Origin of the sequence: Vibrio sp. SSH13-20 (assembly GCF_040104475.1) — a bacterium.
GTDB classification, from domain to species: Bacteria; Pseudomonadota; Gammaproteobacteria; order Enterobacterales; family Vibrionaceae; genus Vibrio; species Vibrio harveyi.
Genome location: NZ_JBECOU010000005.1, coordinates 363,953 through 382,675 on the forward strand (window position 1 = coordinate 363,953; position 18,723 = coordinate 382,675).

An 18,723-nucleotide genomic window follows, 5' to 3' on the forward strand; every position below is an offset into this window, starting at 1 on the left:
ATGTCTACAGAAATTACTTACGATGGTGTTGAACAGTTGCCAATGCGCAAGTTCACCGAAGACGCTTATCTGAACTACTCGATGTACGTGATCATGGACCGCGCATTGCCATACATTGGCGATGGTCTGAAACCGGTTCAACGACGCATCATTTACGCAATGTCGGAGCTTGGTCTTTCGGCATCAGCAAAATACAAAAAATCCGCACGTACCGTTGGTGACGTGTTGGGTAAATACCACCCGCACGGTGACTCTGCATGTTACGAAGCGATGGTATTGATGGCGCAGCCATTCTCTTACCGTTACCCATTGGTTGACGGTCAAGGTAACTGGGGTGCGCCAGATGACCCGAAATCATTCGCAGCAATGCGTTATACCGAAGCAAAACTGTCTAAGTTTGCCGAAGTACTGTTAGGCGAATTAGGTCAGGGTACAGTTGAATGGCAACCTAACTTTGATGGCACGATGAAAGAGCCACAAATGTTGCCTGCACGTCTGCCTCATATCCTGCTAAACGGTGTAACCGGTATCGCAGTAGGTATGGCGACGGATATTCCACCTCACAACGTTCGTGAAGTGGCGGATGCGACCATTCATTTGATCGACAACCCGAAGGCGGAACTGCCTGATGTGATGCAGTTCGTTAAAGGTCCGGATTACCCAACAGAAGCGGAAATTATCTCGCCACAAGCAGATATTGAGAAGATTTACCGCAACGGTCGTGGCAGCATCAAGATGCGCGCGGTATGGCACAAAGAAGGTTCAGATATCGTGATCACTTCTCTGCCACACCAAGTATCAGGTGCAAAATTACTTGAGCAAATCGCTAACCAAATGCGTGCTAAGAAGCTGCCAATGGTTGACGATCTTCGTGATGAATCGGATCACGAGAACCCGACGCGTATCGTTGTGGTTCCGAAGTCAAACCGCGTTGATTGCGATCTGTTGATGAACCACTTATTTGCTTCAACGGATCTTGAGCGCAGCTACCGCGTTAACTTGAACATGATTGGTTTGGATAACCGTCCTCAAGTTAAAGGTCTGGTACAAATTCTGTCTGAGTGGATCGAGTTCCGTCGTACTACTGTACGTCGCCGTCTACAACATCGCCTAGACAAAGTAATGGCTCGTCTACACATCTTGGAAGGTTTGTTGGTTGCTTACCTAAACCTAGATGAAGTGATTGAGATCATTCGTACTGAAGACGATCCAAAAGCAGTGCTGATGGAACGCTTTGGCATTACCGATATCCAAGCGGATGCAATTCTAGATACCAAACTTCGTCATCTAGCAAAACTAGAAGAGATGAAGATCCGTGGTGAGCAAGACGAGCTAGAGAAAGAACGTGAGAAGCTAGAACAGCTACTAGGCTCTGAGCGTCGTCTGAACACACTACTGAAGAAAGAAATCAAAGCAGACGCAGAGAAATATGGTGATGACCGCCGTTCTCCAATGGTTGAACGTGCAGAAGCAAAAGCACTGACTGAGCGTGACCTAGTACCAAGTGAGCCAATCACGGTTGTGCTTTCTGAGAAAGGTTGGATTCGTCACGCGAAAGGTCACGATGTGGATGCTGAAGGCTTGAGCTACAAGTCTGGTGACCAATACTTAGCACATGCGCGTGGTAAGAGTAACCAGCAAGCGGTGTTCTTTGGCAGTGATGGTCGAAGCTACTCACTTGAGTCGCATTCATTACCGTCTGCAAGAAGTCAAGGCGAGCCAATTACAGGTCGTTTGAATATCACCGCAGGCAGCAATATTCGCCAAGTGATCATGGGTGAAGAAGATCAGCTTTGGCTGGTGGGTTCTGATGCTGGTTACGGCTTTGTATGTAAAGGCTCAGATTTGCTATCTAAGAACCGCAGCGGTAAAGCATTGGTGACTCTACCTGCAAACTCTGAGGTGATGACACCAAAGACGATTGCAGACTTGGATTCAGATGAAATTCTAGCCATTACGAATCAAGGTCGTATGCTGTTGTTCCCAATCAAAGACCTACCGCAATTAGCGAAAGGTAAGGGTAACAAGATCATCAACATCCCAGCAGCGAAGGCGAAAGAACGTGAAGAGGTGCTTTCTCACTTGATGGCTCTGCCACAAGGTGCGTCTCTTACACTTTATGCGGGTAAGCGAAAGTTAGGTTTGAAACCTGCTGATCTTGAGAACTTCCGTGGTGAACGCGGACGTCGAGGCAGCTTGCTACCGCGAGGTTTGCAGCGCGTAACTCGAATTGAAATTGAAATGGGTGGAAGCTCAGAGGTTTCAGAAGAGCCGAGCGATAGCGAATAACGCACAAACAAAAATCCCAGCCAATGGCTGGGATTTTTTTATGCTTCTTGTTTGTCTTCGGCGATGGTTACTTTCAAATTCATTTCTTTACCCTTGCGGATAATACCAACATCAACGCTGGTGCCTGGACGCAAGTCAGTAACAATATCCATCACACTTTGACGACCTTGCACCTTGGTTCCGTTAATGCTGATAATGATGTCCTGCTTTTCAAAGCCAGCCGCACTTGCAGGTCCATTTGGATCAATGCCTAGGACGACAATACCGCCAATGTGCTGGTTACCTAGTAAGCGGGCAGTAACCGCATTGATATCCTGTCCGTCAATACCAATGTAGCCACGGATCACGCGACCATCAGCAATGATCTTTTGCATGATCTTATTCGCCAGAGGAGCCGGAATCGCAAAAGAGATGCCGTAGGTCTCAAGGTCTGTAGCCTGTTGGAATGAAGCCGTATTAATGCCTACCAGTTCACCTTGAGTGTTGACCAAAGCGCCGCCAGAGTTACCTTCGTTGATTGCCGCATCGGTTTGAATGAAGGCTTGACGACCATCGCTGATCGATGAGCGTCCTGTTGCTGAGATGATGCCAAACGTCGTGGTTTGACCTAAGTTGTATGGGTTTCCGATAGCCAGTACCACGTCACCAACCTGAGGCTTGTAATCAGGATTCAGTGGGATGACAGGTAAATTAGAGCCTTCAACGCGTAAAATCGCGATATCTGTACGCTTATCCGTACCGACCAACTGAGCTGCAGCAACACGACCATCTTGCAGTGCGACTACTATTTGGTCTGCTTGAGCGACGACATGGTAGTTAGTAATGATGTAGCCTTTCTCGCTAACAATCACACCAGATCCCAAGCCCTGAGTTGAAAGCTTGCTTCGGTCGTTTTCAACATACTTGCGACTATAGATATTCACAACCGCTGGCGCTGCCTTTCTTACCGCTTGGTTAAAAGAGACTTCGAGCGAGGCGATATTGCTCGGCTGCGGATCGCTGAGTGCTGTAGGAATAACATTGCTGCGCAAAGATGGAACGGCGAGTAATACGATGATGGCAGTTGCTAAGCCTAAAAAGACAGAACGTAACAAAAAGCTAAGCATAACCTCTCCATGATTGAGCGCCCAATTGGCATAGAAAACTGAAGGATAGCATTACATTGAAAAATAACAAAAGGGCAAGACGTAATCGTCTTACCCTTTTATAAAACCATGACATACGAGGTAAAGTGTTCGAGCGTTATCACGAATATCGATGTGGTTAACGCACGTTTACTTCAGCCTACGTGATTGCTGTTAACTCAACACGATTAGCGGATAACGAGGTAAACCGTTCGATCGCCGCGTTGAACGTTGATCGCCAGTACACCTTGATGCTTCTCTACAATCGCACGTAACTCCGCTAAGTTCTTCACGCGTTTACGGTTTACACCAATAATAATGTCGCCTTCTGCCAACTGATATTGTGCTGCTGGCGAGTTCTCAGCAACGCTTGTTACCTTCACACCTTGGATAGAATCACTTGGTGTCGTATTGCTAAGTTCAGCGCCTTTGAGCCCTTCATGTAGAGTCTCAGCCTTCGCTTTGACATTGGTTGATTCTCCCAAGGTCACATCAAAGCTCTTCTTCTTACCGTCTCGGACAACGCCAAGCGTGACTTTTTTACCAGCCCCTAAGGTTGCGACTTTCGCGCGAAGCTCGGCGAACGTATCAATCGCTTTGCCATTAATCGAAACGATGACATCACCAGCTTTTAGACCAGCCTTGTCAGCGGCACTGTCCGGAACCACTTGACTAACAAAGGCACCTTTACTTGATTCATAGCCCAGAGCTTCTGCCAACTCAGAAGTGACTTCACCACCTTGAACACCAAGCATGCCGCGTTTTACTTCACCAAACTCCAAGATTTGATCAGTTAGGTTTTTCATCATGTTGGACGGAATCGCAAAGCCAATACCGACGTTGCCTCCGTTTGGACCAAGAATGGCGGTATTGATGCCGATCAGTTCACCATTGAGATTAACCAAAGCGCCACCGGAGTTACCACTGTTAATTGCTGCATCGGTTTGAATGAAGTTTTCAAAGTTTTCGACATTTAAGCCGCTTCGACCCAGTGCAGAAACGATGCCGGATGTCACTGTCTGACCTAGACCAAACGGGTTACCAATGGCTACGGTAAAATCACCTACGCGTAGTTTGTCTGAATCCGCGACTTTAATTTGTGTCAGGTCTTTTGCTTTTTCGAGCTTAAGCAAGGCAATGTCTGACATCTCGTCTCCGCCGACGAGTTCTGCATCGTACTCTCTACCATCATATAGACGGACACGAATGTCATCAGCGCCTTTGATAACGTGATAGTTCGTTACGATTTGACCTTTCTTAGCGTCAATAATGACACCAGAACCTAAACCTCGGAACGGACGCTCACGAGTTTGTTCTGTCGGGAAATCAGGACCAAAGAAGAACTGAAACTGCTCTGGAATACGACTGGTTTGAACTTGTTTGCCTTCGACCGCAATACTCACAACCGCAGGGGTTACTTTTTCGAGCATTGGGGCAAGACTAGGTAACTGCTCCCCATCCACACTGAGTGGAAGCGCCGCTGTTGCGGTGACTGGGGTGATGATTGAACCCAAGCTTAAAGATAGAACGGTTAACGCAAGCAATGGTTTTTTCATCCAATAACTCCTCTTGAAACGGGTCTGCCAAAAAAGAAATATCCGAATGCTTTGTCTCTTATTGATAGTAATTAATATAGGGACGAATTCGGACAATCAAAACGTGGCGGCAGCACACAAGTTGTTAGAGATGAGTTGCTTAAGAAAAGTTCAACAAGGGTCAATACAAATTGATAAGAAATGTGAATGTATTGACCCAATTAGGCAGGATAAGAGGATTAAGACGCTTTCGCTGTGACTGCTTCAGGTGCGTCGATGATTTCTTTTTCCTGATCTTTTAAAAGACCAGTAGCGCCGTTGGCATAGTCTTTTGGTTGTTCGTTGACGTCTGATTGATCCTCTTCGACTTTATCAGATGACATTGCAGTCTTCTTATCGAATGGATTGTCTTGCTCAGGCAAGTTTGGCAGAAGTTCAGAAGACGTCTTCGCCATGTGCTGGTATAGCTTGGTATAATCTTTACCTAAGGTGTCCAGCATTTCTGCAGTTTGTGCAAAGTGATCGACGAGCTCTTGACGTTGTTGCTCTAGTTCAAATTTGGCTGCTTCCAGCTCTTTTTGCACAGACTTTTGTTTTTTGTATTCGGGGGTGGTTAGTCTACTAATGACTACGCCTACGATTGTACCGACCAGCAAACCCACAATGGCATAAATCCAAGGCATAACTGCTCCTTATAGTTGTTTTAACAAGTCTTTTACTACTTAGTTACACGCGGTGCTTGTCCATGTTACTATGGCTTGAACAGCCGATAAAGAAAAATAGCGGTAAGTCTTCGGGGACTGATATCTACCTCTCTCTATGCTCAACGCTGACCCCGAGGTGACAATTTTTTCTGTACCTCTGATACGACTCTATACCATGACACCATTAAAACGATACCAACAAGACATAGCAGAGCATGGATTCCAGCGTGATGAAGCCCAATATAACGCTGTCGTTGCTTTAGACAATCTTTACCATGCGATTGCAGAGTTTCAGTCTGCGCCTATTCCTCAGCTTAGCACTTGGCAGAAATTACTTGGTAAAAAGCCAGAATTACCAGAACCGCCGAAAGGGCTCTACTTTTGGGGTGGTGTTGGGCGTGGTAAAACTTATCTTATGGATGCGTTTTTTGACGCGTTGCCTACAGAACGAAAGATGCGAGTGCATTTTCACCGCTTTATGTATCGAGTCCATGATGAACTCAAGCGGTTAGGGGAAGTTGAAAATCCACTGTCAAAAGTCGCTGACTTATTCAAAAAAGAAGCGGATGTGGTCTGCTTCGATGAGTTTTTTGTTTCTGACATTACCGATGCGATGATTTTAGCGACATTGCTGCAAGAGATGTTTAAACGCCAGATGATTTTGGTTGCAACATCCAACATTGAACCTGAAAACTTGTACCGTAATGGCTTACAACGGGCGCGCTTCTTACCAGCGATAGACATGATCATTCAGCGCTGTGACGTGCTTAATGTCGACAGTGGAGTGGATTACCGTCTAAGAACGCTGCAACAAGCTGAAATCTACCATTATCCGCTAGATGAACAAGCGTCCGTCAATCTCAATAAGTACTACCACCAGTTGATTGGCGAAAGAAAGGTCGCAGCACACAGCATTGAAGTAAATCATCGTGAAGTTAAAGTAATTGAAGCAAGTGATGGCGTGCTACATGCGTCTTTTGAGCAACTTTGCCAGACACCACGCAGTCAGAATGACTATATTGAACTGTCGCGTATTTACCATACGGTATTATTGGCAGAGGTGAAGCAGATGGATCGTAAGATTGATGATGCAGCAAGACGTTTTATCGCTTTAGTCGATGAATTTTACGAACGTAACGTGAAACTGATTATTTCTGCAGAAGTCTCGATGGAGTCTCTGTATACGCAAGGGCAGTTAGAGTTCGAATTTAAACGTTGTTTGTCTCGATTGACTGAGATGCAAAGCCATGAATACCTCGCTAGAGAGCATCTGGCGTAAAAATCGACAACTCATCTTAAAAAAGTGAAGAAAAAATTCGTGATTTAACGCAAAAAAAGGTGATTTTTTCTTCGCTCTTCTCTATAATCCTGCGACCCACCGTTACTGCAGACCTGATTATCGAAGTTATTTCGACATAGAAGGTCGAGAGTACCAACGACTCGAAGGGGTGATGACTGGGCTCTTAGACAGTGTGGGAGCACTATTGGGTGTTCCTTTAAAGTTTAAATTTTAATTAACGGGTTATTATTAGCATGAAAACTTTCGTTGCTAAACCAGAAACTGTAAAACGCGACTGGTACGTTGTAGACGCAGAGGGTAAAACTCTTGGCCGTCTAGCAAGTGAAATTGCATCTCGCCTACGTGGCAAACACAAAGCTGAATACACTCCTCACGTTGACACTGGTGATTACATCATCGTTATCAACGCTGAGAAAGTTGCTGTAACTGGTAACAAAGCTAAGAACAAAGTGTACTACCGTCACTCTGAATTCCCAGGTGGTCTAAAATCTATCACTTTTGAAAAGTTGATCGATCGTAAACCTGAGATGGCTCTTGAGCTTGCAGTTAAAGGCATGCTTCCACGTGGTCCTCTAGGCCGTGCTATGTACCGTAAGCTTAAAGTTTACGCGGGCGCTGAGCACAACCATGTTGCTCAACAACCACAAGTACTAGACATCTAATTGGGGATTTCGAAAATGGCAGAGAATCAATACTACGGCACTGGCCGTCGCAAAAGCTCAGCTGCGCGTGTTTTCATCAAACCAGGCAGCGGCAACATCGTAATCAACAAGCGTAGCCTTGATGAGTACTTCGGTCGTCCAACTTCTCGCATGGTTGTTAAACAACCTCTTGAGCTAGTTGAACTAACTGAGAAGCTAGACCTATACGTTACTGTTAAAGGTGGCGGTATTTCTGGTCAAGCTGGTGCTATCCGTCACGGTATCACTCGCGCTCTTATGGAGTACGATGAGTCTCTACGTCCTACTCTACGTGCAGCTGGTTACGTTACTCGTGACGCTCGTTGCGTTGAACGTAAGAAAGTTGGTCTACGTAAAGCACGTCGTCGTCCACAGTTCTCTAAGCGTTAATTTCCTTTTATCGGAAATTATGCTGTTCCAGAGTTTCTCTGGATACTGTGTACCAAAGCTCGGCTATATGCCGAGCTTTTTGTTTTTCTAACGCGTGGAAAAGCGTTTTTTCATTTCATATCGAACTTCACATCGCCACTTAATATCCTCGCAACATTTGAATGTTTTATCTGCACTTTTTCTAGATTTATTCGTGCTACAAGACGGAGATAACAAAAGTGGGGAGTCCCTTCACGTTCTTGACATATCTTTCTATGTAATCGACTGAAAACAGCCGGAATACAAGGCTTTTTATCCCATTCTTAGCCATTCTTCGTTTCGCTTTCTTGTTACAAATCACATCTATTTTTTATAATTTTGCCGCTTTTGTGACGGCGTGAGCGATTTGCCTCACAATTGTTACAAAAAGGTAGCTTTATCTTGTCAAAAAGTAGGGTTTTCTTTATCATTTCCCCCCAATAAATAGAACTAAATTCATTATTTGTTAGCCATGCTCTTATAAGCGGAATAATAACGATCCAAAGGGAGCAAATGGGAGAATGTTTGGATGAGCAACGCGCCTTTAAATAACGGTCGCAGGCGTTTTCTAACCGCTACAACGGCAGTTGTTGGTGGATTAGGGGCAGCTGCCGTCGCCGTGCCTTTTATCAAATCATGGAATCCGAGCGCCAAAGCAAAAGCTGCGGGTGCACCGGTGGAAGTGGATATCAGTAAAATCGAAGCTGGTCAGATGGTTCGTGTTGAGTGGCAAGGTAAGCCTGTATGGGTTGTACGTCGCACTCAAGAAGTGGTGGATAACCTAAAGAACATCGACGGACAGCTTCGTGACCCACAATCAGAAATGGAACAACAGCCAGTTTATGCTCAGAACGCGCATCGTTCGATCAAGCCTGAGTATTTCGTGGCAGTTGGCTTCTGTACTCACTTAGGTTGTTCACCGACCTATCTACCTGACACGTTCTCTGAGCAAGTTCAAGGCGTTAAGTCTGGCTTCTTCTGTCCATGTCACGGTTCTAAATTCGATATGGCTGGTCGAGTGTTCCAAGGTGTTCCTGCACCTCTGAACCTTGTGGTTCCTAAGCACATGTACTTGAGTGATACGAAGCTCATGATCGGTGTTGATGAGGGAGACGCATAATGCAAGCACTACTAGACTGGGTTGAAAAACGAATTCCCGCGATGAATGCTTATAAAAAGCATTTGTCTGAATACCCAATGCCTAAGAACTTCAACTTTTGGTACCTTTTCGGTTCTCTGGCAATGTTGGTACTGGTTAACCAAATCCTAACCGGTATTTGGTTAACAATGAACTACGTTCCTTCTGGTGATGGTGCGTTTGCTTCTATCGAATACATCATGCGTGACGTTGATTACGGCTGGTTGTTGCGTTACATGCACTCAACTGGCGCGTCAGCGTTTTTCGTTGTTGTTTACCTGCACATGTTCCGTGGTCTGATTTACGGTTCATACCAAAAGCCTCGTGAGCTACTTTGGATCTTCGGTATGTTGATCTTCTTGGTTCTAATGGCTGAAGCTTTCATGGGTTACCTATTACCATGGGGTCAGATGTCATACTGGGGTGCTCAGGTAATCATTTCTCTATTTGGTGCGATTCCTGTTATTGGCGATGACTTAACGCTTTGGATCCGTGGTGACTACATCATCTCAGGTGCAACGCTAAACCGTTTCTTCGCACTACACGTTATTGCGCTACCTATCGTTCTACTTCTTCTTGTTGTTCTGCACGTATTGGCACTACACGAAGTTGGCTCTAACAACCCGGATGGTATCGAGACTAAGCTACCAAAAGGCTCAATGGGCGACGATTACGAAACACAGTTCAAGTTCCACGATTACTACACGAAGAAATACGACATCATCGATTCGATTCCTTTCCATCCATACGGTACGGTTAAGGACCTAGTTGGTGTGGCTGGTTTCTTGTTCTTCTTCTGTTATGTGCTGTTCTTCAACCCAGAAATGGGTGGATACTTCCTTGAGCCACCTAACTTTGAAGCTGCAAACCCACTGAAGACACCTGAGCATATCGCTCCTGTTTGGTACTTCACACCATTCTACGCAATCTTACGTGCGGTTCCAGACAAGCTATTGGGTGTAATCCTAATGGGTGCGTCAATTGCAGTACTGTTTGTTCTACCTTGGTTGGATCGTTGTAAAGTTCGTTCTTACCGTTACCGCAGCAAAATTCACCTATTGAATATTGTTCAGTTCACTATCGCCTTTATCGCTCTGGGTATTTTGGGTGCACTACCGGCAACGCCGCTGTACACGCTTTTGTCTCAGATCTTTAGCTTGTGTTACTTCATGTTCTTTGTCCTGCTGTTCTTCTACAGCAAAAATGAAGCGACCAAACCATTACCAGAGAGGGTGACATTCAAATGAAGAAGTGGATTGTAATTCTATTTGCTATGTTGCCATCTCTCGCGATGGCAGCGGGTGCCAACGTACCGCTAGACAAGGCGAACGTGGACCTATCGGATAAAGCTTCGCTACAAAACGGCGCGAAGCTATTCATGAACTACTGTTTTGCTTGTCACTCAACGCAATACCAGCGTTACGAGCGAGTGGCAACAGACTTGGATATTCCTGTTGACCTAATGAAGGAAAACCTGATTTTCGACCCTGAAGCGAAAATTGGTGACCTTATGGTGAACGCAATGCCTGCAAAGCAAGCTGGTGATTGGTTTGGTGCTCCGCCACCGGATCTAACTCTTGTTGCTCGAGTTCGTGGTGCAGATTGGCTGTACACTTACCTACGCTCTTTCTATGTTGACCCATCACGTCCATTCGGTGTGAACAACATTGTATTCCCAAGCGTTGGTATGCCACATGTACTTGAAGAGCTTCAAGGCATTCCTACTCCAGTCTACGGCACGAAAGTGGTTGACGGTGAGGAAGTTCAGGTCGTTGTAGGTACTGAAACAGACGGTACTGGTGAGCTAAGCTCTGGCGAATATGACAAAGCGGTTGGTGACCTAGTTAACTTCCTAGTTTACTCAGGCGACCCAGTTCAACTAGAGCGTCATGCGCTTGGTTGGTGGGTGATGGGCTTCCTCGTTCTACTAACAATTGTTGTCGTGATGCTCAAGAAAGAGTATTGGCGTGATGTGCATTAATTGTGCTATCATACCGTGCTAATTCCCAATTTTAATTGACGAATAATGGAGGCTTAGCCTCCATTATTTTTATTTGTAAGTGTGCTGGAGGGCTCCATGGCTGTAGCTGCCAATAAACGTTCTGTGATGACTCTTTTCTCAAGTGCATCAGATTTGTATAGCCATCAGGTTCGCATCGTATTAGCTGAAAAAGGCGTAAGTGTTGAAGTTGAGCTTGTTGATGAAGCTAACCTTCCTGCTGAGCTTGTGGAACTGAACCCATACAAATCAGTACCAACTCTTGTGGACCGTGAGCTAGCTCTTTACGATTCAAAAATCATCATGGAGTACTTGGACGAGCGTTTCCCTCATCCACCTCTAATGCCTGTTTACCCAGTTGCTCGTGGTAACAGCCGTTTGATGATGTACCGTATTGAACGCAACTGGTACTCACTAGCTGAAAAAGTTGTTAAGGGTAACGCGGAAGAATCAGAAAAAGCACGTACTAAACTACGTAACGATCTTCTGACTCTAGCGCCAATCTTCGCTGAATACGAATACTTCATGAGCGAAGAGTTCAGCCTAATCGACTGCTACCTAGCTCCACTATTGTGGCGTCTGCCTCAACTAGGTATCGACCTTGTAGGTCCTGGTTCAAAAGAGATCAAAGTTTACATGAACCGCGTATTTGAGCGTGATTCATTCCTTGCTTCTCTAACTGAAGCTGAACGTGAAATGCGCCTAGTTCGCTAAGCGATTTAGATAACACGTTATGGATATTGCAAAAATGACTGCTCGCCGTCCGTATATGCTTCGTGCATTTTACGATTGGTTGGTAGACAACGACTTAACTCCTCACTTGGTGGTTGATGCAACGATGCCGGGTGTGCGTGTACCAGTTGAGTTTATTCAAGATGGTCAAATCATCTTGAATATTGCTCCACGTGCTGTTGGTCAACTTGAGTTGGGTAATGATGCGATTACCTTCCATGCTCGTTTTAGTGGTCGACCTCATTCAGTGATCGTACCGGTTTATGCGGTACAAGCGATTTACGCTCGAGAGAATGGTGCTGGCACCATGTTTGAACCTGAAGAAGCGTACACTCATATCGAAGAAGAAGGGATTGTTGAAGAAGAACAGTCACCAACTTTTACTACCGTGAGTGATGATTCAGAAGTCATGGACTCGGAGTCTGAAGAGGAAGAAGCACCTCGTCCGAAAGGCAGACCAAGCTTACGAGTTATCAAATAAAAAAAAGCAGCGTGCCCACGCTGCTTTTTTATTATCTGCTAAGTTGTATTAAACAACTGTCTAGCTAGTTCACTTGAGAGCCTAATTCAGTGACTGTTGCTTCAGGCTGTGTTGTTTCTGGTTCTTCCACTTTTAATGGCTTTTCATTACCATATTGGAAGCCTTTAATCACTTGTTTTACGCCTGAGATATTACGTGCAATCTCTGTTGCTCGATCGCTTTGTTGTGGCGTGACGTAACCAAACAAGAATACATCACTGTCTTCAGTAATCACTTTTACTTTGATGCCATTTAACTCGCTATCAGTCAGTAATGCTGATTTAACCTTGGTGGTGATCCAGCTATCGTTGCTGATTTGAGTTACGCTCAATGGTTCTTTTTGTTTGATCTGGTTATGGATATTTTTCACACCACTCACAGCACGAGCTCGACGTTCAAACTCATTAATCAGTTCGCGAGTTGGGGCTTGTCCCATTAATACAACGGTCCCATTGTATGAACTCGCAACGACGCGAGCTTTTCCTTTGAATGGTGCTTTATTGCCAATCGCTGCAACTTCAAATTCGATGTTGTTGTCTTGCCAAATTTCTTTGGTTGTACGTGTATCTGTAACGATATTGGCAGTAGTTGCTGCCCCTGCAATAAACAAACCCGCACAGCCACTCATGCTGAGTGCTGCAAATAAAATGACAAGACTACGTATCATATTTCTAAACTCTCAATTTCAATTATTCTTCGTGAGCAGGGAAAAGAACTTGGTCGATGAGGTCACACAAGCAATGAAGGGTGACCATATGTACTTCATGGATGCGTGCTGTTCGATGTGATGGAATGCGAATCTCCACATCATTTTCACCAAGCAAGCCAGCCATTTCACCGCCATCTTTACCAGTAAGAGCAATGATCGTCATATCGCGAGTTACCGCGGCTTCCATTGCTTTGATGATGTTTTTGCTGTTACCACTGGTAGAGATTGCGAGCAAGATGTCACCCGGCTGACCAAAAGCGCGTACTTGCTTGGAGAAGATCTCTTGGTAGTGGTAGTCATTGGCAACGGCAGTGAGCGTTGTGTTATCCGCCGTCAACGTCATTGCTGGTAGGCTAGGGCGCTCTGTTTCGAATCGGTTCAAAAGACAAGAGACAAATTGTTGTGAATTCGACGCACTGCCCCCGTTGCCACAGCATAGGATTTTATTGCCGTTGAGTAAGCTTGAAACCATTGCCTGAGCAGCGTGAGTAATTGCATCTGGTAGTGCTTCTGCTGCAGCGATTTGAATTTGAATACTTTCTGTAAAACTGTCTTTAATGCTGTCTAGCATCGTTTATCCTTCAGAGATTGCATTTTGTATCCAGTTGATGTCTCGACCACTGTCGTGAATGGCAATAACATCAAACCGATAATCGATAGTGTGTGCCGAGCATTTTTGCTGGCTTAGCCAAATTTGAGCCGTTTTGACTAGTTTACGCATTTTTGCGTAGGTGACCATTTCTGCTGCAGAGCCAAAAGCATCATTCTTACGATATTTGACCTCAACAAAGACGATAGTTTCACCTTGTTGGAAAATTAAATCAATTTCGCCGACTTTCGTTAGGAAGTTTTGATCTAAAAAGCGCAAACCCTGACGCTGCAAATATCGCTTCGCCAGGGTTTCGTATTGATTGCCGATTTGTCGCTTACTAAAGAGCCCCACGCTCGGCCCAGTCTAACTCACGTTGTACTACACAGTTGTTGTTGATACTTAATACACCTGTTTGACCATCAACTGAGTAGCCCGGTAGTAACTTCATTTGCGGTAACTCACCAAGCAGTTTGTATGCGTCCATACCTAATGCTTCTAAGCGTTTTTCCATATTGGATTGATCTGGCCATAGCTCATTCATTTGTGTCGCGATGGTTGGATCTGGATTGATTAACATCGGAATGTCGCTGTACGCCACGCCTGATAGATCTTCGTAAGTTGCGCCACCACTGTTACTGCGAGAGTTAGAGAACAACTTAGGTGGTTTTGCATCTGGGTTAATCGCGACTTCGATAAATGGCTTGATCAACGTCAGTTCGGAACTGCGTGCGACAATATATACCGCATCCACATCACGGCGACTACGAGGTTGGCTCTCTAAAGAGATGCGCATCAGAGACTGCATTTGTGCGATGCGTTGCTGACTCTCTTGTAAGCCAAATACACCATTAATGTTCTTTTGCAGTTGGCGTTTATCACCAAAGTAACTAGTCGCAACTTTGTTTGAGCTGTATTTGCTCCACTCTTCATTAAACGCTTCAACAACACGCTGACCATAAGCTCCGTTTGGCGCTAAGATCATTGGGAATTGGTAGCCTTGGCTGAATAGGTGCTTGGCTGCCTGTGCAACTTCTTGCTCTGGAGAAAGTGCTAGGTAACACATGTCTGTGCCAGCTTGCACTTCTTCCGGAATGTTGAGTGCCAACGTTGGAATTTTCACGCCTGTTTCGGAACCGTCTAATGTCGCTTGTAGCTTCTCTACGTTTTCTTTTTGTAGAGGACCAACGACAAAATCGATGTTCTCATTGATTAAGCGCTGTTTGATTTGATCGGCGCTGTAAGCGTGTGTATCAATCACCGTCAGCGTCGCACTTGGATCTCGTGCTTGGTCGTTCATCATCGCAAAGATGAAACCATCGCGGATCAGTTGTGCTTGCGGAGCAAATTTACCCGTTAGCGGTAACAGAAGCGCTGTGTTGTTTGGTTTCACAATCTCTAACGAGAGGATGTTTTGAATTTCTGCAGGAGTATAAACCGCTGCTGGATGTGAAGGGTTTTCACTTAACCAGTGCTCAAGCGTGTTTTTAAGCTGAGGAATATTGCTCGATAACGTTTTTGCATAGATCGCTAATTGTAGCCAACCATCTAGTACGTCTTCGCTTGGTTCAGTTTGCAATGCCGTCAGTTCATTTTCAGAGTAACTGCCGAAGTTCATCCAAATACGGCTAGAGATCTCACGTTGCTCTGCTGATGACGCGTATTGGCCTTCGGCTACCAATTGGCGGTTTGCTTCAAACGGTTGGTTTAAGCTTTGGTAAGCGTCCGCGCGCAACTCGTAGTAGTCTTTCCACTGTTCGCTTGGCAGTTTCCACCAAGGTTTAAAGTTCAGCCCTTGCAGCAATTGTGAGTATTTACCTTGCTTTTGCTGTAAGGTCGCACGAGCCAATTGCCACTCAGCCTGTTGAACTTCGCTCAGTTGCTGACGAGAAAGACGTTTGATTAACAGCTCAGCTTGGTCTAACTCATTTGCTTGGATTGCCGCTTTGGTTGCCATGATCAACCAGTCGTTTTGTAGGCTACCTTCGGTGCTATCAGCTTGAATCATGTAGTTCTGAACAGACTGTGTCGGCTCAAGTGTAATATCTACGCTATCTGGTTGTCGCGGACCTGAAGAACAGGCGGCGAGCGTAATTGCCAGTGCAACAGGAGTGAGTAAGCGTGGTACACTGAGTCTCTTATGGTTCATCATTGCCGTGAGTTCTCTATAATTTTGTACAAAATTGTCTCTATATTAATCGTTGAAGTGATGGTAAACAAATGACAGATAAAAATAAGTTGCCGAATGAGGGGCCAACTCTATACATCGTACCGACTCCAATCGGAAATTTAGCGGATATCACTCAACGTGCTATCGAAGTTCTGTCGAATGTGGACATCATTGCCGCTGAGGATACTCGACATACAGGCAAATTACTGTCTCACTTCAATATCCAAACCAAAACTTTTGCGCTGCATGATCACAACGAGCAACAAAAAGCACAAGTTCTAGTTGAAAAGCTACTGTCAGGTCAGTCTATCGCATTGGTTTCTGACGCTGGTACGCCGCTAATAAGCGATCCAGGATACCACTTGGTGACAAAATGTCGTCAAGCGGGCGTAAGAGTTGTGCCTCTTCCTGGTGCGTGTGCGGTCATCACTGCGTTAAGTGCTTCAGGTCTACCATCTGACCGATTCAGTTTCGAAGGCTTCTTACCACCGAAAAGTAAAGGTCGTAAAGACAAGTTCTTGGAGATTGCTTCTGTTGAACGTACTTGTATCTTCTACGAATCTCCGCATCGTATTTTAGACTCTCTACAAGATATGTTAGACGTTCTTGGTCCAGAACGTGAAGTGGTATTGGCTCGCGAACTAACCAAAACCTTTGAAACTATTCAAGGAATGCCTCTTGGTGAGTTGATTGAGTGGGTGAAGAGTGACGATAACCAACAACGTGGCGAGATGGTATTGCTGATTCATGGTCACCGAGATTCAACGGAAGAGAGCCTACCTGATGAAGCGACGCGTACATTGGGCATCTTGACTAAAGAGTTACCATTGAAGAAAGCCGCTGCGCTTGCCGCTGAAATCTACAGTTTGAAGAAGAATGCTTTATACAAGTGGGGCTTGGAGAATTTGGGTTAAAAGCTTCTAGAACGAACGCCGGCACTTTGGAAACGCTTCGCTTCTGGAGGTGAGACTCGAGAATATAGCGGTCTTAATCCTGCGCTCAGCTATCAATATATCCCAAGACGTACATTTATCTTAAGTGAATTTCTGTTTGAAAGGAGAACCATCAACTCGGTTCTCCTTTTTATTTTTTAAGCTTGCCTACAACGTTCTCTCTTCGGGGTATCGCGCTCCCGGTTCTCGAATCCGGCAACGCAATGTTCCCCAAACTTAAGTATTCTTGTTTGTTTTCTGAGCAATTAACATCCTCATTTCATCATATCTGTGATCTCACTAGACTCAGAAGGGATAACTCTATACAATCCGCCATCGGAGCTGACTGGGTAGTCGCTGCTTTGTTGATGTCCTTCGGGAGACTGACGTCGAAGTCCCTTTGGGAGACTGACGTTGACGTCCTTCGGGAGACTGACAAAGGGGAGGAAAGTCCGGGCTTCATAGAGCAAGGTGCCAGGTAACGCCTGGGGGGCGCAAGCCTACGACAAGTGCAGCAGAGAGAAGACCGCCGATGGCCTTAGGGCACAGGTAAGGGTGAAAGGGTGCGGTAAGAGCGCACCGGACGACTAGTAATAGTTCGTAGCAGGGTAAACTCCACCTGAAGCAAGACCAAATAGGCCTCCACATTGCGTTGCTCGCGTAAGGAGGCGGGTAGGTTGCTCGAGCCAGTGAGTGATTGCTGGCCTAGACGAATGGCTACCGCCGCGCAAGCGGAACAGAACCCGGCTTATGTGTCGGCTCCACCTATTCGAGACCCATCCCTACTTCGGTAGTGATGGGTTTTTTGCATTTTATTGACGCAAACTATGTCATTACCAATAAACTTGGCGCTGAATCACGTCTAACTTTAGACTTGAGGTGGCGATGATGTGGGAAATCAGTACACTAAAGAATCGCTTCAAGATCATTCAACGAGAAAGCTATGACCGAAACATTTCAACATATCTCAGTGTTATTAAATGAATCCATTGATGGCTTGGCTATCAAACCCGATGGTATCTATATCGATGGAACATTTGGCCGTGGCGGTCACAGCCGAACTATCTTGTCGAAGCTCGGGGAGAATGGTCGTCTATACAGTATCGACCGTGATCCACAGGCTATCGCAGAAGCGAGCAAAATCGACGACCCTCGTTTTACTATCATTCATGGTCCATTTTCTGGTATGGCGAAGTACGCAGAAGAATACGGTTTAGTTGGTAAAGTTGACGGTGTCCTGCTTGATCTTGGCGTGTCTTCTCCACAGTTAGATGATGCTGAGCGTGGCTTTAGCTTTATGAAAGATGGTCCACTAGATATGCGTATGGACCCAACATCAGGTATCCCTGTTTCTCAATGGTTGATGGAAGCGGATTTGGATGACATTACTTGGGTCATTCGCGAGTTCGGTGAAGACAAACACGCACGTCGCATAGCGAAAGCGATCGTGGCATACCGCGAAGATGAAGAAAACGAGCCTATGGTTCGTACTGGTCAATTAGCTAAATTGATCTCGGATGCCGCTCCAAAGAGTTTCAAAGAGAAAAAACACCCAGCGACTCGTGCTTTTCAGGCGTTTCGTATTTACATCAACAGTGAATTAGAAGAAATTGATACAGCACTAAAAGGCGCTGCGAGCATCTTGGCTCCAGAGGGACGTTTATCAGTGATCAGTTTCCACTCTTTAGAGGACCGTATGGTAAAACGCTTTATTCGTAAAGAGAGTAAAGGTCCAGAAGTGCCACACGGTATTCCAATGACAGAAGAGCAAATTCGTGCTCTGGGTAGTGCAAACATGAAGCCTGTTGGTAAAGCAATCAAACCAACTAAGCAAGAAATTGACATGAACCCGCGTTCTCGAAGCTCAGTGCTAAGAATTGCAGAAAAGCTTTAA

Annotated in this window: 18 protein-coding genes and 1 other RNA gene; 12 read left to right on the plus strand and 7 right to left on the minus strand. The window is 45.5% G+C overall.

The annotated features are described in order from the left end of the window. Nucleotides 1-2,289, plus strand: a complete 2,289-nt coding sequence (gene parC, locus ABMY42_RS16840; protein WP_005447746.1) for a DNA topoisomerase IV subunit A — start codon at nt 1-3, stop codon at nt 2,287-2,289. A gap of 38 nt (nt 2,290-2,327) precedes the next feature. Here the strand turns inward: parC and degS are convergent, their stop codons facing one another. The 3 genes from degS to zapG form a co-directional block, all read right to left on the minus strand. Continuing rightward, a complete protein-coding gene (gene degS, locus ABMY42_RS16845) occupies nt 2,328-3,395 on the minus strand; it encodes an outer membrane-stress sensor serine endopeptidase DegS (RefSeq protein ID WP_009697598.1) in 1,068 nt (355 codons plus the stop codon). 206 nt (nt 3,396-3,601) lie between these two features. Then, complete coding sequence (locus ABMY42_RS16850) at nt 3,602-4,969, minus strand: Do family serine endopeptidase (protein WP_005447751.1); 1,368 nt, start codon at nt 4,967-4,969, stop codon at nt 3,602-3,604. Between the two features lie 218 nt (nt 4,970-5,187). Then, entirely contained in the window at nt 5,188-5,631 is a 444-nt protein-coding gene (gene zapG / locus ABMY42_RS16855) for a Z-ring associated protein ZapG (RefSeq protein ID WP_005447760.1), read from the minus strand. A 196-nt stretch (nt 5,632-5,827) separates the two neighbouring features. Between zapG and zapE the strand changes: the two genes are divergently transcribed. The 8 genes from zapE (at nt 5,828) to sspB (ending at nt 12,390) form a co-directional block, all read left to right on the plus strand. Then, nucleotides 5,828-6,931, plus strand: a complete 1,104-nt coding sequence (gene zapE, locus ABMY42_RS16860) for a cell division protein ZapE (RefSeq protein ID WP_005447762.1) — start codon at nt 5,828-5,830, stop codon at nt 6,929-6,931. A 254-nt stretch (nt 6,932-7,185) separates the two neighbouring features. Further along, nucleotides 7,186-7,614 (plus strand): 50S ribosomal protein L13, encoded by a 429-nt coding sequence (gene rplM, locus ABMY42_RS16865; RefSeq protein WP_005372872.1) that lies wholly within the window; start codon nt 7,186-7,188, stop codon nt 7,612-7,614. Between the two features lie 15 nt (nt 7,615-7,629). Next, on the plus strand, nt 7,630-8,022 hold the full coding sequence (gene rpsI, locus ABMY42_RS16870) for a 30S ribosomal protein S9 (RefSeq protein ID WP_005436094.1): 393 nt from the start codon (nt 7,630-7,632) through the stop codon (nt 8,020-8,022). Nucleotides 8,023-8,569: 547 nt separating this feature from the next. Further along, on the plus strand, nt 8,570-9,160 hold the full coding sequence (gene petA / locus ABMY42_RS16875; protein ID WP_005436095.1) for a ubiquinol-cytochrome c reductase iron-sulfur subunit: 591 nt from the start codon (nt 8,570-8,572) through the stop codon (nt 9,158-9,160). After that, complete coding sequence (locus ABMY42_RS16880) at nt 9,160-10,425, plus strand: cytochrome bc complex cytochrome b subunit (protein ID WP_005447764.1); 1,266 nt, start codon at nt 9,160-9,162, stop codon at nt 10,423-10,425. The genes petA and ABMY42_RS16880 overlap by 1 nt, the downstream gene beginning before the upstream one ends. Continuing rightward, entirely contained in the window at nt 10,422-11,159 is a 738-nt protein-coding gene (locus ABMY42_RS16885) for a cytochrome c1 (RefSeq protein ID WP_009697600.1), read from the plus strand. The genes ABMY42_RS16880 and ABMY42_RS16885 overlap by 4 nt, the downstream gene beginning before the upstream one ends. 96 nt (nt 11,160-11,255) lie before the next feature. After that, nucleotides 11,256-11,891 carry a stringent starvation protein SspA gene (sspA, locus tag ABMY42_RS16890; protein ID WP_005436105.1) on the plus strand — a complete coding sequence of 212 codons (636 nt, stop codon included), beginning with the start codon at nt 11,256-11,258 and terminating at the stop codon, nt 11,889-11,891. A 19-nt stretch (nt 11,892-11,910) separates the two neighbouring features. After that, nucleotides 11,911-12,390, plus strand: a complete 480-nt coding sequence (gene sspB, locus ABMY42_RS16895; protein ID WP_005447768.1) for a ClpXP protease specificity-enhancing factor — start codon at nt 11,911-11,913, stop codon at nt 12,388-12,390. 64 nt (nt 12,391-12,454) lie between these two features. On the opposite strand, the gene ABMY42_RS16900 is transcribed toward sspB, so the two are convergent. The 4 genes from ABMY42_RS16900 to ABMY42_RS16915 are packed head-to-tail and all read right to left on the minus strand — an operon-like array spanning nt 12,455 to nt 15,879. Beyond that, nucleotides 12,455-13,096 (minus strand): BON domain-containing protein, encoded by a 642-nt coding sequence (locus ABMY42_RS16900; RefSeq protein WP_050907498.1) that lies wholly within the window; start codon nt 13,094-13,096, stop codon nt 12,455-12,457. Nucleotides 13,097-13,118: 22 nt separating this feature from the next. After that, the gene (locus ABMY42_RS16905) at nt 13,119-13,709 is read right to left on the minus strand and encodes a phosphoheptose isomerase (RefSeq protein ID WP_005447772.1); all 591 of its coding nucleotides are present in this window, start codon (nt 13,707-13,709) and stop codon (nt 13,119-13,121) included. A 3-nt stretch (nt 13,710-13,712) separates the two neighbouring features. After that, the gene (locus ABMY42_RS16910) at nt 13,713-14,081 is read right to left on the minus strand and encodes a YraN family protein (RefSeq protein ID WP_005447774.1); all 369 of its coding nucleotides are present in this window, start codon (nt 14,079-14,081) and stop codon (nt 13,713-13,715) included. Next, nucleotides 14,068-15,879, minus strand: a complete 1,812-nt coding sequence (locus ABMY42_RS16915) for a penicillin-binding protein activator (RefSeq protein WP_349266566.1) — start codon at nt 15,877-15,879, stop codon at nt 14,068-14,070. Before ABMY42_RS16915 ends, ABMY42_RS16910 begins: the two co-directional genes overlap by 14 nt. A 68-nt stretch (nt 15,880-15,947) precedes the next feature. On the opposite strand from ABMY42_RS16915, the gene rsmI reads away from it, so the two are divergent. The 3 genes from rsmI (at nt 15,948) to rsmH (ending at nt 18,723) form a co-directional block, all read left to right on the plus strand. Further along, nucleotides 15,948-16,811, plus strand: coding sequence for a 16S rRNA (cytidine(1402)-2'-O)-methyltransferase (gene rsmI / locus ABMY42_RS16920; RefSeq protein ID WP_005447783.1), 864 nt, complete (start codon nt 15,948-15,950; stop codon nt 16,809-16,811). 356 nt (nt 16,812-17,167) lie between these two features. Continuing rightward, nucleotides 17,168-17,596, plus strand: an RNA gene (gene rnpB, locus ABMY42_RS16925) — RNase P RNA component class A. A 176-nt stretch (nt 17,597-17,772) separates the two neighbouring features. Further along, a complete protein-coding gene (gene rsmH / locus ABMY42_RS16930) occupies nt 17,773-18,723 on the plus strand; it encodes a 16S rRNA (cytosine(1402)-N(4))-methyltransferase RsmH (RefSeq protein WP_005447784.1) in 951 nt (316 codons plus the stop codon).

What these genes read in the sequence shown, in the direction of transcription:
- sspA (WP_005436105.1), top strand. Translation starts at nt 11,256, where the DNA reads ATGGCTGTAGCTGCCAATAAACGTTCTGTGATGACTCTTTTCTCAAGT.
- ABMY42_RS16885 (WP_009697600.1), top strand. Translation starts at nt 10,422, where the DNA reads ATGAAGAAGTGGATTGTAATTCTATTTGCTATGTTGCCATCTCTCGCG.
- zapG (WP_005447760.1), bottom strand. Translation starts at nt 5,631, where the DNA reads ATGCCTTGGATTTATGCCATTGTGGGTTTGCTGGTCGGTACAATCGTA.
- ABMY42_RS16900 (WP_050907498.1), bottom strand. Translation starts at nt 13,096, where the DNA reads ATGATACGTAGTCTTGTCATTTTATTTGCAGCACTCAGCATGAGTGGC.
- rsmI (WP_005447783.1), top strand. Translation starts at nt 15,948, where the DNA reads ATGACAGATAAAAATAAGTTGCCGAATGAGGGGCCAACTCTATACATC.
- ABMY42_RS16850 (WP_005447751.1), bottom strand. Translation starts at nt 4,969, where the DNA reads ATGAAAAAACCATTGCTTGCGTTAACCGTTCTATCTTTAAGCTTGGGT.
- rplM (WP_005372872.1), top strand. Translation starts at nt 7,186, where the DNA reads ATGAAAACTTTCGTTGCTAAACCAGAAACTGTAAAACGCGACTGGTAC.
- ABMY42_RS16905 (WP_005447772.1), bottom strand. Translation starts at nt 13,709, where the DNA reads ATGCTAGACAGCATTAAAGACAGTTTTACAGAAAGTATTCAAATTCAA.
- zapE (WP_005447762.1), top strand. Translation starts at nt 5,828, where the DNA reads ATGACACCATTAAAACGATACCAACAAGACATAGCAGAGCATGGATTC.
- degS (WP_009697598.1), bottom strand. Translation starts at nt 3,395, where the DNA reads ATGCTTAGCTTTTTGTTACGTTCTGTCTTTTTAGGCTTAGCAACTGCC.
- rpsI (WP_005436094.1), top strand. Translation starts at nt 7,630, where the DNA reads ATGGCAGAGAATCAATACTACGGCACTGGCCGTCGCAAAAGCTCAGCT.
- rsmH (WP_005447784.1), top strand. Translation starts at nt 17,773, where the DNA reads ATGACCGAAACATTTCAACATATCTCAGTGTTATTAAATGAATCCATT.
- parC (WP_005447746.1), top strand. Translation starts at nt 1, where the DNA reads ATGTCTACAGAAATTACTTACGATGGTGTTGAACAGTTGCCAATGCGC.
- sspB (WP_005447768.1), top strand. Translation starts at nt 11,911, where the DNA reads ATGGATATTGCAAAAATGACTGCTCGCCGTCCGTATATGCTTCGTGCA.
- ABMY42_RS16880 (WP_005447764.1), top strand. Translation starts at nt 9,160, where the DNA reads ATGCAAGCACTACTAGACTGGGTTGAAAAACGAATTCCCGCGATGAAT.
- petA (WP_005436095.1), top strand. Translation starts at nt 8,570, where the DNA reads ATGAGCAACGCGCCTTTAAATAACGGTCGCAGGCGTTTTCTAACCGCT.
- ABMY42_RS16915 (WP_349266566.1), bottom strand. Translation starts at nt 15,879, where the DNA reads ATGATGAACCATAAGAGACTCAGTGTACCACGCTTACTCACTCCTGTT.